Consider the following 16,449-nt stretch of genomic DNA (forward strand, 5'->3'; position numbering starts at 1 on the left):
CAATTAATTCTTATCTATTACATTTACTTCAACTGCTCCTGTACTTTTAAAGAAGGAAACAAGTTCTTCTTCATTATCATTTACAGCTACTTCCATTAAAAAATGGTCATCAGTAGTTCTTACATCAGGATTTTCAGCTTCCTTAAAAGGCCACAATCTACTTCTCATATAAAAAGTGATAACCATTAAGTGAGCCGCAAAGAAAACAGTTTCTTCAAACATAATTGGCACGAAAGCTGGCATGTTTTCTATATAACTGAAACTTGGCTTACCACCAATATCTTGAGGCCAATCTTGAATCATGATATAGTTCATCATCCAAGTAGCGAATGAAATTCCACACAAACCATAGATGAAAGCACAAATAGCTAATCTAGTTGGTGCCAATCCCATTGCTTTATCTAATCCGTGAACCGGAAAAGGGGTAAAAACATCTTCAATATGATAATGCGCTGCACGTGTTTTTTTAACGGCATCCATTAATACATCATCGTCGTTGTATATAGCGTATATTACTTTATTACTCATGGTGTACGTCTTTATTTGCTTCTCTTTCTCTTTTGTAGTTATCTCCACTTCCTTTTAATATTGTTTTTACTTCAGCCTGAGCAATAACAGGGAAAGTTCTAGAATATAATAAAAACAATACAAAGAAAAATCCAATAGTCCCAATAAAAATACCAATATCAACAAAGGTTGGTGAAAACATAGTCCATGAAGATGGTAAGTAATCTCTGTGCAATGAAGTCACAATAATTACAAAACGTTCAAACCACATACCAATATTTACTACAATCGAAATTACAAAGGAGAACATAATACTAGTACGTAATTTTTTGAACCACATAAATTGTGGAGAAAATACGTTACAAGACATCATTGCCCAATAAGCCCACCAGTAAGGTCCAGTAGCTCTATTCAAGAAAGCATATTGCTCATATTCTACACCAGAATACCAAGCAATAAACAACTCAGTAATGTAAGCAACACCTACTATAGAACCCGTAATCATAATTACGATATTCATTAACTCGATATGCTGAACGGTAATGTAAGCTTCTAAGTTAGATACTTTTCTCATGATGATAAGCAAGGTGTTAACCATAGCAAATCCAGAGAAAACTGCACCAGCAACAAAATAAGGGGGAAAAATGGTAGTATGCCATCCAGGAATTACAGAAGTAGCAAAGTCCATCGATACAATAGTATGTACAGAAAGTACTAAAGGAGTTGCTAATCCAGCAAGAACAAGAGAAACCTCTTCAAAACGTTGCCAGTCTTTAGCTCTTCCACTCCATCCAAAACTCAAAATAGAATATACTCTTTTATTGAAAGGAGTAATCGCTCTATCACGTAGCATAGCAAAATCAGGCAAAAGACCTGTCCACCAGAACACCAATGAAACAGATAAATAAGTAGAAATTGCAAATACGTCCCAAAGTAATGGAGAGTTAAAGTTTACCCATAAGGAACCAAATTGATTTGGAACTGGTAATACCCAGTATGCTAACCATGGACGCCCCATGTGAATGATTGGAAATAAACCGGCTTGAATTACTGAGAAGATAGTCATTGCTTCTGCAGAACGGTTAATAGCCATTCTCCATCGTTGACGGAAAAGTAAAAGTACAGCTGAAATTAATGTACCAGCGTGACCGATACCTACCCACCAAACGAAATTGGTGATATCCCAAGCCCATCCAACTGTTTTGTTTAATCCCCAAGTTCCGATACCGGTAGATACTGTGTAAATAATACAACCCAATCCCCAAAGGAAAGCGGTTAATGCGATTGTAAATACAATCCACCAATGCTTATTAGCTTTACCTTCAACAGGTGCTGCTACATCTACAGTTACATCGTGATAAGATTTATCACCTATAACTAAGGGTTTTCTAATGGCTGCTTCGTAGTGAGACGACATAATCCTTTATATTGATTCTTAATTAATTTTTTTACTAGATATTTCTAACTTTAACTTGGTAAACCACATTTGGCTTTGTACCAACATGCTCTAACAAATGATAAGATCTTTCATCTGAAGCCAATTTAGTAACTACAGCTTCTGTATCATTTACATCGCCAAATGTCATCGCTCCAGAAGAACATGCGTTAGAACATGCGGTTTGGAATTCTCCATCTTTAATCGCTCTACCTTCTCTTTTCGCTTTAAGGATAGTTGCTTGTGTCATTTGAATACACATAGAACATTTCTCCATAACTCCACGAGAACGAACGTTAACATCTGGATTTAACACCATTCTACCCAAATCATCATTCATATGATAATCGAATTCACTGTTTTTGTTGTACAAGAACCAGTTAAAACGACGCACTTTATATGGACAGTTGTTAGCACAGTAACGAGTACCAACACAACGGTTATAAGCCATTTGGTTTTGACCTTGACGACCATGAGAAGTTGCAGCAACAGGACAAACAGTCTCACAAGGAGCATGATTACAATGTTGACACATTACAGGTTGGAAAGAAACTTGTGGATTATCGGCAGCCTTCTCCATTTCATTGAAAGTAGACAAAGAACTTGATAAACCAGCTATATTCTCTTTTCTTTCAACATCACCAGCAAAAGTACTTTCAGAAGAATAATATCTATCAATACGCAACCAGTGCATATCTCTACTTCTTCTAATCTCATCTTTACCTACAACAGGAACGTTATTTTCCGCATGACAAGCAATAACGCAAGCCCCACAACCTGTACAAGCATTTAAATCAATAGAAAGATTAAAATGATGACCGATAGAACGATCAAAAGAATCCCATAGTCCTACGGATGTAGCTTCAACTTCTTTATGATCTAAAGAAACCATTGGCTTTTCATTCCAAACTTCAGCATCTTTTGTATTAAAAATTTCTAAAGTAGTTTCTTTAATGATATCGCCACGTCCCATTAATGTTTTTTGCCCTTGAACACAAGCAAACTCATGCTCTCCAGAAGCAACTTCTATAACGACACTTTGTAAATCATTAAAATCTTTATATAATGAGTAGGCATTAATACCTACTTGCATTTCTTCTTTTAAAGCAGCTTTACGCCCGTAACCTAGAGCCATTCCGATAGTTCCAACCGCTTGACCAGGCTGAACAATAACTGGCACATTCTCTAAGGTAACGCCATTAGCAGTTAAAGTAACATAAGAACCGTTTAAACCACCATTCGCAACGATTTCATTAGATAATCCAATTTTGGTTGCATCAGCATTAGATACAGTAATATAATTATCCCATGAAACACGAGTGATCGGATCTGGAAACTCTTGCAACCAAGGATTATTGGCTTGTTGACCATCTCCCATACCTGTTTTAGTATACAATACTAATTCAAGTCCTTTTACAGAAGAAGATGTCGCTAAACTAGCAGCTGCAGCAGCATAATTTGCTGTACCAGCAGATGCAGAACCAATGGCACCAACATAAACTCCGTCATGCAAAACTTTATTCCAAGAAGAACCTGCAATTATTCCAGAAGCTACCGCTTTTAGATAATCATAATAGTTTCCGGGGATGCCATTCAACGACATTAAAACATCTTGCAATTGTTTTGTATTGAATAATGGACGGATAGTTGGTTGAGTTATACTATAAGTACCCTCCGTTAAATTTACATCTCCCCAAGATTCTAAATAATGAGGCACTGGAGCTGCAATAGTTGCAAGCAAAGCAGTCTCATCTTCTTTAATAGACATTGCCACTGAGGTAGTAACTTTTTTCAATCCAGAAACAAAACCTTTAGTATCTGCTAAAGTATACACTGGATTAACACCACTCATGATTAAAGTATGAACTGAGCCAGCATTCATCTCTTTTATTAATTGAGATACTGCAGCATTTGATCCTTTTCTAATTAAACGAGCACCTGAAGTAACAAAAGCTTCACTTGCCAAGGTTTGATTGATAGCTAAAACTAATAATTGAGCATTCACATCTTGAATTCCTGAAACCAAAACTCCTTTGGATCCAGCAGATTTCAATTGTTGTGCTGCTTTAGTAACTTCAGCTTTAAACGTATCTTCTAAGGTCACACTAACAGCGTTACCAGTAACAACATTATAGATATGAACTAATGCTTTCTTTTGATTCGCAACAGTCATTGGAATTCTTTTATCGGCCGCAGCACCAGAAAGGGTCATATTGGCTTCAAATTGAAAATGACGAGACATTTTACCAGCCTTAGGTATTCTTCCTTGAGCATAGCCAGCATCATATCCACCACCTTGCCAATCCCCTAAGAAATCAGCACCAACAGAAACAATCAATGCCGCTTTTGAAAAATCATAATCCACTAACGCTCTCTTACCATAAACGGTTTGGAAAGCATCCAAAGCCTCAGATGAAGAAACAGCGTCATAGACAACATGCTTTGCATTTGGGTTTTTAGCTGTAAAATCAGCAATTAGCTTTTCAGTAGAGGGACTTGCCAAAGTATTGGTAAGTAACACAACTTGTCCTCCCTTAGCTTTCGCCTCCGCTATACTAGATTTTAATTTTGAATCCACTGCAGACCAAGAAACAGCTTTTCCAGCTTCCTTTGGTTCTTTCAATCTCGTATTGTCATAAAGCGACAAAATAGAGGCATGAATTCTTGCATTAGCCGAAAATTTCGCGCCTGCAATCGTATTATTATCGATTTTAATAGGTCGGCCTTCACGAGTTTTAACCAATAAATTAGCAAAATCAAAACCGTCAAAAACAGTTGTAGCATAATAATCTGCTACACCAGGAATGATTTCCTCAGGTTGCAACACATAAGGTATTGATTTGTTTACAGGTCCCTCGCAAGCTGCTAAAGTTGCAGCTGCTGTACTAAAACCAACGTACTTTAAAAAGTCACGACGTGAAGTCGAAGAGGATAATTTATCACTATTCCCTAAAAATTCATCAGTAGGAATTTCTTCAACAAACTCGTTATTCTTAAGCGCCTCAACAATAGAACTATTTCCGTCTAGTTCCTCAACACTTTTCCAGTATTTTTTGTTTGATGACATATTATATATAAATATTAAATCTTAATAATTTTTTTAATAGTGGCATTTACCACACTCCAAACCTCCCATTTGAGCAGCTGTCAATTTCTCAACACCATACTTCTTAGAAAGTTGCTCGTGAATTTTGGTATAATACTCATTCCCTTCCATTTTCACGTCTGTTTTTCTATGACAGTCAATACACCATCCCATAGTTAATGGCGCAAATTGTTTTTGGATTTCATAAGTTTCTACTGGCCCGTGACAAGTCTGACATTCAACACCTGCAACTGTTACGTGCTGAGAGTGATTAAAGTAAACAAAATCAGGCAAATTATGAATACGTACCCATTTCACAGGTTGCGTTTTACCAGTATAGGATTGTGTAGTCTTATCCCATCCTACAGCTGCATACAATTTTTGAATTTGCTCATCATAGAAAGCTTTGCTGTATTCAGGAGTAGCAGTTGTTTCCGCAACTTCTGAGATATTCTTATGACAGTTCATACAAACATTCAATGAAGGTATACCCGCATTTTTACTCACTCTAGCCGCTGAGTGACAATACTTACAATTTATTTCATTATCACCAGCATGAATTCTGTGTGAATAATGAATAGGCTGTATTGGTGCATAATCCTGATCAACCCCAACTTGCATTAAGAAGCCATACACGAAGTAAGCACTGCATAGCAATAAAAAGATCGCAGAAACCAAAACTAAAAATTGGTTCTTTACAAATGCTTTCCAAATTGGAGTACTTGCCACTTTAGGAGCTACTTCAATTCCGTTGGCCTTAGCTACTTTTCTTAAAACATTATTAACAAATATCAAAAGAATTACTAACATAGCCATTACCAATGCCAAAGCACCAAGTATAACGTTGTTACTAATCGCACCTTCTTGATTTTGAGCACCTGTTGCCGGAGCAACACCTGCTGCCGCTACTGGAGCTTCAGCTTTTGGCTCAGAAGTATACGCTATGATATTATCAATATCACCTTCTGACAATTGTGGAAAAGCTGTCATCACCGCTTTGTTGTTTTCTTCAAACAACTTTACAGCTGCAGCATCGCCAGATTTAATTAAAGCAGAACTGTTTTTTATCCATTTGTACAACCAAGGCATATCATGCTTTGATGCAACACCTCTTAAGGCAGGGCCAGTAGCCTTAGCATCCAATTTATGACATGCTGCACAATTAGCATTAAACAATTCCTTTCCTTTGGCCGCATCACCACCACCAGTGGCTGCAGGAGCAGCGGCATCAGCAGTTGCAGCAGGAGCAGCATCTTGCGCAAATAAACTCAAGGACATTGTTAGCATTAATGCTAAGCTAAAACATAATTTCCTTGTCATCGAACTATGGTTACCCATCTTTTTCATATAGTATAGTAATTATCCACAATATTGATATGTCCTTTTTCAAAAATCACTGAAAAAAACACCTCTTTCTTTTAAATACGCGACAAAAATACACTTTAAGAACTATTCACAAAATCTTAAAATAGTCTTAAATTCAATTTATATTGATTCTAAATAATGACGGTCGTGTAATTACTCCCCTAAAACATTATTTTTGCATAAAAATCAATTAGTTATGAAGTTTACGTCCTTTAAAAAAACAGTATTCACCATTACACTAACCACGATAACGTTAGCGAGAATGGACGCACAAAAGAAAAATACTGAAATAATACAAGACCCAATAGTACACCAATTATTGAATGAAAAAAGAAAAATAAACACCTCACTATATGTCACCGATAAGTACAAGATTCAAATCTTCACAGGCTCAAGTGAACTTGCAAAAAAAACATTAAATGACTTCAAGGCAATCCAAAAACAAACTGACGCCACTATCGTTTTTCAAACCCCAAATTACAAAGTTTGGATTGGAAATTTCAGAAACAGAATGGAGGCAGAACGCAACATGCTTGAGATCAAAAAAAAATACCCTAACTCACTATTAATTAAACCCTCTAAATAAACAAAAAAGCCCCGAAATTCGGGGCTTTTTTGTACAAATAAAATACTATTTCAACTTTTTCTTAATAGCTACTTCATGATAAGCTTCTATCACATCTCGCTCTTCTATATCATTAAATCCTTTTATCTGAATACCGCAATCGTATCCTTTAGCAACTTCTCTAACATCATCTTTAAATCGTTTCAATGCTAAAAGCTCTCCATCAAATATTACAACGCCTTCTCTAATCACACGAATTTTTGCATTTTTAAGGATTTTACCATCCATAACCATACTACCCGCAATAGAACCCACTTTAGAGATTTTGAAGATCTCTCTAATTTCTGCCGTTCCTAAAACTTCTTCTTTCATCTCAGGTGCTAACATTCCTTCCATCGCATCTTTCAAATCATCGATTGCTGCATAAATGATAGAGTAGTAACGGATGTCTATTTCTTCTTTATCAGCTAATTGCCTAGCATTTCCAGCAGGACGCACATTAAATCCGATAATAATCGCATCAGAAGCCGAAGCCAACATTACATCGGTTTCCGTAATAGCTCCAACTCCCTTATGAATGATATTGATTTGTATTTCATCGGTAGACAATTTAGAGAAGGAATCAGACAAGGCTTCTACTGAACCATCCACATCCCCTTTAAGGATAATGTTAAGCTCTTTAAATTGTCCTAAAGCAATTCTTCGACCAATTTCATCTAAAGTAATATGACGTTGTGTTCTAACAGACTGCTCACGCATTAATTGAGAACGTTTTGCTGCAATTTGCTTAGCCTCTTTTTCATCCTCAAAAACATTAAACTTATCACCGGCTGTTGCAGCACCATCAAGACCTAATACTGACACTGGCGTTGAAGGTCCTGCTTCTTTAACCACATGTCCACGTTCATCATGCATGGCTTTAATTTTACCATGATGCTTCCCTGCCAGCATGTAATCCCCTACTCTTAAAGTTCCGTGTTGCACCAAGATAGTAGAAACATATCCTTTACCCTTATCTAAGAAAGCTTCCACTACAGTTCCCTGCGCAGCCTTATTTGGATTTGATTTTAAATCTAAAATTTCAGCTTCCAACAACACTTTTTCAAGTAATTCTTTAACACCGGTACCTACTTTAGCAGAAATATCATGAGATTGAATTTTACCTCCCCAGTCTTCCACCAAAAGATTCATACCCGCTAATCTTTCTTTTACTTTATCTGGATTAGCATTTGGTTTATCAATTTTATTGATAGCAAATATAATTGGAACACCTGCCGCTTGAGCATGAGAAATTGCTTCTTTGGTTTGCGGCATGATGTCATCATCAGCTGCGATCACAATAATTGCGATATCTGTAACTTGAGCCCCACGAGCACGCATCGCGGTAAAAGCTTCGTGACCTGGTGTATCTAAGAAAGCAATTTTTTGTCCGTTATCTAAAGTTACTCCATAAGCCCCAATGTGCTGTGTAATACCTCCAGACTCTCCTGCAATTACATTCTCTTTACGAATATAATCCAGTAAAGATGTTTTTCCGTGATCGACGTGACCCATTACCGTAACAATAGGAGCACGTGTTACCAAATCCTCTTCTTTATCTTCAACTACTTGAATCGCCTCTTCAATATCAACAGTGATAAATTCTACTTCATATCCAAACTCATCACAAACAATAGTCAAAGTCTCCGCATCCAAACGTTGATTCATGGTTACCATGATTCCAAGTGACATACAAGTTCCGATAACTTTAGTAATTGGCACATCCATCATAATCGCAATTTCACCAACAGTAACAAACTCAGTTACTTTGATTGTTTTGCTTCCTTCATCTAATGCTCTTTGTTCATCATCGGTTTTCTGACGATGCGTTTCTCTTTTCTCTCTACGGTATTTAGCCGCCTTAGATTTTCCTCCTTTTCCTTGAAGTTTTTCAAGCGTTTCACGAATTTGATTTTTAACTTCTTCCTCCGTTGGCTCTACTTTTGCAACAATAGCAGGACGATTTCCCTTTACAAATCCAGGTCTTGCACTTCTATTCGCATTAAAACCTCCTCCAGTATTAGGAGTAATTTTATTTGGATTTGGCGTTCCTGGAGTATTTTGTGGCTTTGGAGCACCTGGCTTTGGCGCTATTCTTTTACGTTTATTCTTATTGGCATTATTTGCTCCAGCAGCACCCGGAGTACCAGGCTTATTTGGAGTAATTTTAGGCTCTTCTTTTTTCTTTTTAGGCTTATTAAATTGAGATAAATCAATAATTTGTCCCGTAAGAGTGGTTCCCGATAATTTTTGATACTGAGTAGTGATTGTATCTTCAACAGGTTCTTCAGAAGCTTTGCTGTCAGAAGCAACTTTTGTTTCCACAACAAGTTTAGGCTCAACAGCATCTTTCGCTTTCTCTACTACCGGCTTTTCTTGTTTAAGAACCTCTTTTTCAGCTTTGACAGCGATTGTTTTAGCAACCGGAGGTGTATCACTTTTTATTTCTGAAGAAATAGATTTAGAATCCTTTGCAGTATCTTTTATCGACTCAACAGCTTTCTCAACTGGAATATCTTTCTTTTCTTCGGCTACAACCGGAGATGGAGCTGGAGAAGATTTCTTAGGATTAAGATCAATTTTACCAACTTGAACTGGGCCAGTAACAACCGCCCTAGCCTTAATTATTTCTTGTTGCCTCAATCGTTCTTCATCAGCTTTGCGCTTATTCTCGATTTCCTTTTCTCTTTCGATGCGCAGGGCTTCTTTTTCTTTTCTTTTTTCTTCCCCTACTTCTTTAGACGCTTCTTTATTCCCTTTGTCACCAGCAAATTGACCGCACAAGACATTGTATACATCTTCAGAAATTTTTGTGTTAGGATTCGATTCAATTGCAATCCCCTTATCCTTAAGATAATCCACAGCTCTTTCTAAAGAAATATTCAATTCCCTTAAAACTTTGTTTATTCTAATTATTCTCTCTTCAGACATAAAACCTTTTTATTATTATCTTTTTTTGTTGTGTTGCTAGAAGAACATAGTATTAACTATCGAATTCTTCTTTCAAAATTCTCATTACATCTAGAATAGTTTCCTCTTCTAGGTCTGTTCTTCTAACCAAATCCTCTACCTCTTGACTTAAAATACTTTTAGCAGTATCTAAACCAATTTTAGCGAATTCTTCTATAACCCATTCTTCTATTTCGTCTGAAAACTCTGTCAATTCGACATCGTCCTCATCTGCTGTAGCACCTGCAATGTCACCTTCACGAATCACATCCAACTCGTATCCTGTTAACAAACCCGCTAGCTTAATATTGTGTCCACCTCGACCAATTGCTTTAGAAACTTCTTCTAATTTCAAGAATACTTCAGCGCGTTTTGTTTCTTCGTTTATTTTGATAGAAGAAACTTTCTCAGGACTTAATGCTCTTGTAATAAACAACTGAATATTATTGGTATAATTAATTACATCAATATTTTCATTTCCTAGTTCTCTAACAATTCCATGTATACGCGATCCTTTCATTCCCACACAAGCTCCTACTGGATCAATTCTGTCATCATAAGAATCTACAGCTACTTTTGCTTTTTCACCAGGAATTCTTACTACGTTTTTAACCATGATTAAACCATCGAAAACTTCAGGAATTTCTTGTTCAAATAATTTTTCTAAAAACTTCTCTGAAGTCCTAGACATAATAATTTGAGGTTTATTCCCTTTTAATTCAACACTTTCAATGATTCCTCTTACATTATCTCCCTTTCTAAAGAAATCAGAAGGAATTTGTTTTTCTTTTGGCAAAACAATTTCATTGCCTTCATCATCAACCAAAATTACAACTCTTGGTCGAACATGATGCACTTCTGCTGTATAAATATCACCAATAATATCTTTAAATTGCTTATAAAGATTGGTGTTATCATGTTCGTGAATTTTAGAAATTAAATTTTGTCGCAAAGCCAAAATAGCCCTTCTTCCTAAATCTATCAATTTCACTTCTTCTGAAACCTCTTCACCAATTTCAAAATCTGCTTCAATTTTACGTGCTTCTGTTAAAGTAATTTCTTCATTCTCGAAATCCAAATCTTCATCTGCAACAATCACCCTTCTTCTCCAAATTTCCATATCCCCTTTGTCAGGGTTTATAATGATGTCAAAGTTGTCATCTGATCCATATTTCTTTTTCAAGGCATTTCTAAATACATCTTCTAAAATTGCCATAAGCGTTACACGATCAATAAGTTTATCATCTTTAAACTCTGAAAATGAATCGATTAATGCTAAATTTTCCATGCGAATTCTTTAATTAAAATGTTACTGTAACAATTGCTTCTTTAATATCTTCATAAGGTAACTTAAGTTCTTTTTGAACCGTTTCCTTTCCTTTTCCTATTTTTTTAGGCTCTCTTGCTTCCCATGACAAAATTATAAAAACATCAGTAGCCTCAACTAATTCTGCTTCAATAATTTCATTTCCAGTCTTAACAATTAATGTTCTACCTATATTTTTCTTATACTGACGAATGAGTTTTAAAGGAGAACCTACTCCAACCGAGGCTACTTCAAGTGAAAAATCTTGTTCCTCTCGATCTAATTTATTTTCAATCACTCTACTTACATCGATACAATCTTGTAAAACCACACCTTTATCACCATCAAGCGAAACCATTATTTTAAAAGCATCCGTAATCGTCAAATCGATCAAAAAAACAGAAGGTTTTTCTAATAGCGCTTCTTCTACTAATGCATTTACTTTTTCTTTAAATGTCATATTACATAAATATTTTATAAAAAGAGGGGACAATTGTCCCCTCATTACTTAACTTTTAATAAATAACTTTGCAAATATAGTGTTTTTTTACAATTCAATTTATTGGTTTGCAGTAAAAAAATATCTTATCTTTACTTATAGAATTAAAACAGTATATTTTCTTACAATCAAAACCCCAAACGCATCATGAAAAGGATATTAGTCCCTACCGATTTTTCTGTTTGCGCAGAAAACGCTTTAAAAGTAGCCGCTCAGCTTGCAAAAAAAAACCACGCAGAAATTTTTGTTCTACACATGCTAGAACTCCCTAACCAAATGAGCGATGCCATTTCTAATGGAAAAAGCATCCCTGAAGTCATGTTCTTCATTCAAAAAGCAAAAGAAACGATGACCGAATTATTAGACCGCTCATATCTTGAAAACATCAAGACAACCGAATTCGTACAATTTGAAAAAGCGTTTGACGGCATTATTACTTTTACCAAAAAAAACAATATCGACTTAATAGTTATGGGCTCTAACGGCTCTTCTGGAACTCAGGAAATCTTCGTAGGCTCTAACACCGAAAAAGTAGTACGCCTGTCCGAAATACCCGTTTTGGTTATTAAAAAAGAAACACCACTTTTCAATCCAAAAGAAATTGTTTTTGCTTCCGATTTTACAGAAATTACCAAAGCACCTTTCCGAAAAATAAAAGAATTTGCAGATCAATGGGAATCCAAAATCAATCTCGTTAGCATTTGCACTCCAAATAGCTTCAAAACCACTGGAGAAGCGATTAGCATAATGAATGATTTTGCCAAAGAATTCAATTTAACCAACTTTAGCATCAACCTATACAACGAATCTAACGTAGAAAAAGGAATTTTGAATTTTGCCAATTCTACCCAGACAGACCTAATTAGCATTTGTACTCACGGAAGAACAGGATTAAGTCATTTCTTTAACGGAAGTATCACAGAGGATCTTGTAAATCACACACAATTTCCTGTAATGACTGTTAAATCATAAAAACTAAAATGCCTCATTTAAATATGAGGCATAAAAAAAACCTCTCAAATGAGAGGTTTTTTTGTTGGTCTACAAGGACTCGAACCTTGAAAGACTGCACCAAAAACAGTTGTGTTACCATTACACCATAGACCAATATTGTTGCTGTTTTGCGAGTGCAAATGTAACACTAATTTTAAGTTCTGCAAACTTTTGAAGCAAAAAATACAAAAAAAATTGATTTTTTTTTCGAATTAGAGCCTCGTTTTTTCACTAAAGCTTAGTTATCAAAAACTTATACAACTCAAATACTTTTATAGAAAATAGTGTTAATGCTTGTAGCTTTCCGTAAAAAAACATTTTCTTTGTAATTGAAATCTAAATCTTAAATATTACATGGATAAGACCTCATTTAACTTTAATAAATGGAATACAATTTTAGGCTGGATTACCTTTGGCATTGCATTAATCACTTATACTCTTACTGTAGAACCAACGATGAGCTTTTGGGATTGTGGAGAATACATTGCTACAGCCGCTAAACTTGAAGTAGGACATCCACCTGGAGCGCCGTTATTTCAAATGATGGGTGCTTTTTTTGCAATGTTTGCTTCAGATGATCAACATGTAGCTTTAATGGTTAACATGCTTTCCGTTTTTTCAAGTGCCTTTACCATTTTATTCATGTTTTGGTCTAGTTCAATGATTTTAAGAAAGATTATTGCTCGAGTATCAGAAATAAATGCGAACAATAATATCGTGATCCTTGGAAGTTCTTTTGTGGGATCCTTGGTATATACTTTCTCTGATAGTTTTTGGTATAATGCCGTAGAAGCAGAGGTATATGCAATGGCCTCTTTGCTAATCGCCCTACTGTTTTGGCTAGGATTGCGTTGGGAACAAGAAATGGACACTCCTAAAGGCAACAAATGGCTTCTCATTATCTCCTTGGTTATTGGCCTTTCATTTGGGGTTCACTTTATGGCTTTATTGACAATTCCGGCGATAGGATTTTTGTACTTTTTCAAACATTATGAAAAAGTTACCGTCAAAAACTTCATCATAGCTAATATCGTAGTAATATCCATTCTCCTTTTCATCTTCAAAATGCTATTGCCTTTAACCATGGCATTCTTTGGAAAAACTGAAGTATTCATGGTAAATTCATTAGGCCTACCTTTTGACTCAGGAACTATTTTTGTAGCGCTATTATTTGGTTTATTCTTTTATTTTGGATTAAAATATACACACCAAAAAGGGCTCGTGTTTTACAATACCATAATACTTTGTATTTTATTCATATTAATTGGCTTTTCTACCTGGATGATGTTACCGATTAGAGCTAATGCCAATGTTGTTATTAACGAAAACAAACCTTCCGATGCTAGAGAGGTTTTGGCTTATTACAACAGAGAACAATATGGCGCCAGTCCGTTGTTCTATGGAGCACAATACACGGAAGCTTTTGCCGGATTAGATCCTGACAATCCCTATTTAGATAAAGCGCCCAACTTTGAAAGAGACTATAAAAGTGGTAAATACATCATTGTTAACAATTTCATTAAGGCGGAACAAAACAGTGATGATGCTCACAAAACTATTTTGCCAAGAATGAGAAGCACGGATCACATAGAAAATTATATAAATTTTACTAATCCACCAACTTTTAGATTAAACCCTAATTACCCTTACGAGGAGGATTTAGTTCAATACGGAATTGACCCAAGCCAATTAAGCGAAGAAGATTTAAATAAAGCCACCGCTCAAGTGCGCAACGAAATCGAAAAAATTGTTTCAGAATTTAAAATGGCCTATGCTCAAAAACAAATTGACAATGGAGGCTATATTAAATTCCTTAAAAGCTATGGCGATTATCTAATTATTGACAAACCCACTACTTTTGACAACTTTAGTTTTATGTTTGAATACCAATTCGGATATATGTATTGGAGATATCTAATGTGGAATTTTGTGGGCAGACAAAACGACATTCAAGGAAAGTATGACAATCTTGACGGCAACTGGATTAGCGGAATTTCCTTTATGGACTCCTTCCGACTGACTTCACAAGATAATTTACCTTCGGATGTTTTGAACAACAAAGGCAGAAACACCTATTATTTCATCCCTTTTATTTTAGGCTTGATTGGCTTAATGTATCACGCCAGCAAAGATCGAAAAAGCTTCTACGTACTATTAGTCTTGTTTTTATTTACCGGTTTTGCACTTAAAATATACCTAAACGAAAGACCTTTTGAGCCAAGAGAAAGAGATTATGCCTTAGTGGGATCTTTTTATGTTTTTGCCATTTGGATTGGTTTTGGAGTGTACGCGTTATACGAAAGTTTACAAAAATATGTAGCCCCAAAAATTGCAGGACCCATACTAATTGCCGGAAGCATATTAGCTGCACCCGTTTTAATGGCCGCTCAAAACTGGGATGATCATGATCGTTCCGATAAATATACCGCTGTAGCCATGGCAAAAGCTTATTTAAACTCTTGTGATAAAAATGCGATTTTGTTCACCATTGGAGACAATGACACCTTCCCGTTGTGGTATGCTCAAGAGATTGAAAACGTTAGAACTGACATTAGAATTGTAAACACCAGCTTATTCATGACCGATTGGTATATAGACCAAATGAAACGAAAAGCCTACGATTCCGAACCACTACCAATATCATTCAACCACGAAGACTACGTGGGCGACAAACTTGATTACGTAGCGCATATACCAAAAATAGAAAGCCGATGGAACATAAAAGATTTGATTTCTTTTGTGAAAAACCCAAAATCTTTAGTGGAGATGAACAACGGACAATCTATTCATTTTTATCCAACCAACAAAATACGCTTAACCGTTGACAAAGAAAACATTATTAAAAATCAGGTAGTTTCTCCAAAACAATACGATTCCATTGTTCCTTATATAGATATTGACATGAAGGGACGAGCCTTATATAAAAACAGATTGATGATGTTAGACCTAATTGCTAACAACAATTGGAAAAGGCCTATTTATTTTAGTGGAGGAGCTTATGATGACGAGGATTTCCTTTGGATGAAAGATTACCTTCAATTAGATGGAATGACCTACAAATTAGTCCCTATCAAAACTAAAACTTCAAAAGACGCAAGCCCTTTGGACATGGGTGGCATTGATACGGATAAAATGTATAAAAATGTAATGAAATGGGATTGGGGCAATAGCGAAAGCTCGTCCATTTATCATGATCCTGAAACCCGTAAAAACAGCATCACATATCGTTCGTATCTTTCTAGATTAATGAATCAATTGATTCTAGAAGGCAAAAAAGATAAAGCTAAATCCATAATCGAATTAGCACTTACTAAAATGCCACTGGATAAATTTGGTTATTATTCCCTAGTAGAACCCTTTGCTAAAGGCTATTATGATGTTGGTGAAAAAGCAAAAGCACAAGATTTATTATTAAAATTAATTGCAAAATATCAAGAAAATCTAAAGTATTATGCTTCTTTAAATCCTTCAGAGCAATCTAGCATTGTAATTGAAATTATCACAGATATTGAACGTTACAGAAGTTTATTAACCGTAATGAAAGAGAGTGGTGATTTAGAATTTTATGCTAAAAACAAAACACCATTCAACACCTACGTCAACATTTTTGAACGATTTGGTAGAGAAAAAGAATAACGTTAAAAATCTTTTTAATTTAATGTAGCATAACCAACTTATGCTACATTTTTTTTACCTTTAAGGGAGA

General features: G+C 35.5%; 10 protein-coding genes and 1 tRNA gene. 3 read left to right on the plus strand and 8 right to left on the minus strand.

Going from position 1 to position 16,449, the window contains the following annotated elements:
- Window positions 1-3: 3 nt before the first annotated feature.
- The 4 genes from ACSVH7_RS10340 to ACSVH7_RS10355 are packed head-to-tail and all read right to left on the minus strand — an operon-like array spanning window position 4 to window position 6,374.
- Entirely contained in the window at window positions 4-528 is a 525-nt protein-coding gene (locus ACSVH7_RS10340; protein ID WP_438066616.1) for a DUF3341 domain-containing protein, read from the minus strand.
- A complete protein-coding gene (gene nrfD / locus ACSVH7_RS10345) occupies window positions 521-1,924 on the minus strand; it encodes an NrfD/PsrC family molybdoenzyme membrane anchor subunit (RefSeq protein WP_438066617.1) in 1,404 nt (467 codons plus the stop codon). The genes ACSVH7_RS10340 and nrfD overlap by 8 nt, the downstream gene beginning before the upstream one ends.
- A gap of 34 nt (window positions 1,925-1,958) precedes the next feature.
- Window positions 1,959-5,009 (minus strand): TAT-variant-translocated molybdopterin oxidoreductase, encoded by a 3,051-nt coding sequence (locus ACSVH7_RS10350; RefSeq protein ID WP_438066618.1) that lies wholly within the window; start codon window positions 5,007-5,009, stop codon window positions 1,959-1,961.
- A 33-nt stretch (window positions 5,010-5,042) separates the two neighbouring features.
- On the minus strand, window positions 5,043-6,374 hold the full coding sequence (locus ACSVH7_RS10355) for a c-type cytochrome (RefSeq protein WP_438066619.1): 1,332 nt from the start codon (window positions 6,372-6,374) through the stop codon (window positions 5,043-5,045).
- A gap of 214 nt (window positions 6,375-6,588) precedes the next feature.
- Between ACSVH7_RS10355 and ACSVH7_RS10360 the strand changes: the two genes are divergently transcribed.
- The gene (locus tag ACSVH7_RS10360) at window positions 6,589-6,978 is read left to right on the plus strand and encodes an SPOR domain-containing protein (protein ID WP_438066620.1); all 390 of its coding nucleotides are present in this window, start codon (window positions 6,589-6,591) and stop codon (window positions 6,976-6,978) included.
- Between the two features lie 45 nt (window positions 6,979-7,023).
- On the opposite strand, the gene infB is transcribed toward ACSVH7_RS10360, so the two are convergent.
- Genes infB through rimP form a run of 3 tightly spaced genes read right to left on the minus strand, consistent with a single transcriptional unit; the run spans window position 7,024 to window position 11,711 of the window.
- A complete protein-coding gene (infB, locus tag ACSVH7_RS10365; RefSeq protein WP_438066621.1) occupies window positions 7,024-9,927 on the minus strand; it encodes a translation initiation factor IF-2 in 2,904 nt (967 codons plus the stop codon).
- Between the two features lie 52 nt (window positions 9,928-9,979).
- Window positions 9,980-11,233, minus strand: coding sequence for a transcription termination factor NusA (gene nusA, locus ACSVH7_RS10370; protein ID WP_438066622.1), 1,254 nt, complete (start codon window positions 11,231-11,233; stop codon window positions 9,980-9,982).
- A 13-nt stretch (window positions 11,234-11,246) separates the two neighbouring features.
- Window positions 11,247-11,711, minus strand: a complete 465-nt coding sequence (rimP, locus tag ACSVH7_RS10375; RefSeq protein ID WP_438066623.1) for a ribosome assembly cofactor RimP — start codon at window positions 11,709-11,711, stop codon at window positions 11,247-11,249.
- A gap of 186 nt (window positions 11,712-11,897) precedes the next feature.
- Here rimP and ACSVH7_RS10380 point away from each other — a divergent pair, with 186 nt between their 5' ends.
- Entirely contained in the window at window positions 11,898-12,722 is an 825-nt protein-coding gene (locus ACSVH7_RS10380) for a universal stress protein (RefSeq protein ID WP_438066624.1), read from the plus strand.
- A gap of 64 nt (window positions 12,723-12,786) precedes the next feature.
- On the opposite strand, the gene ACSVH7_RS10385 is transcribed toward ACSVH7_RS10380, so the two are convergent.
- A tRNA-Gln gene (locus tag ACSVH7_RS10385) sits at window positions 12,787-12,857 on the minus strand.
- Window positions 12,858-13,097: 240 nt separating this feature from the next.
- On the opposite strand from ACSVH7_RS10385, the gene ACSVH7_RS10390 reads away from it, so the two are divergent.
- A complete protein-coding gene (locus ACSVH7_RS10390) occupies window positions 13,098-16,379 on the plus strand; it encodes a glycosyltransferase family 117 protein (protein WP_438066625.1) in 3,282 nt (1,093 codons plus the stop codon).
- The last annotated feature ends 70 nt before the right edge of the window (window positions 16,380-16,449 follow it).

This window comes from Flavobacterium sp. TSSA_36, from assembly GCF_051547165.1.
GTDB lineage: Bacteria > Bacteroidota > Bacteroidia > Flavobacteriales > Flavobacteriaceae > Flavobacterium.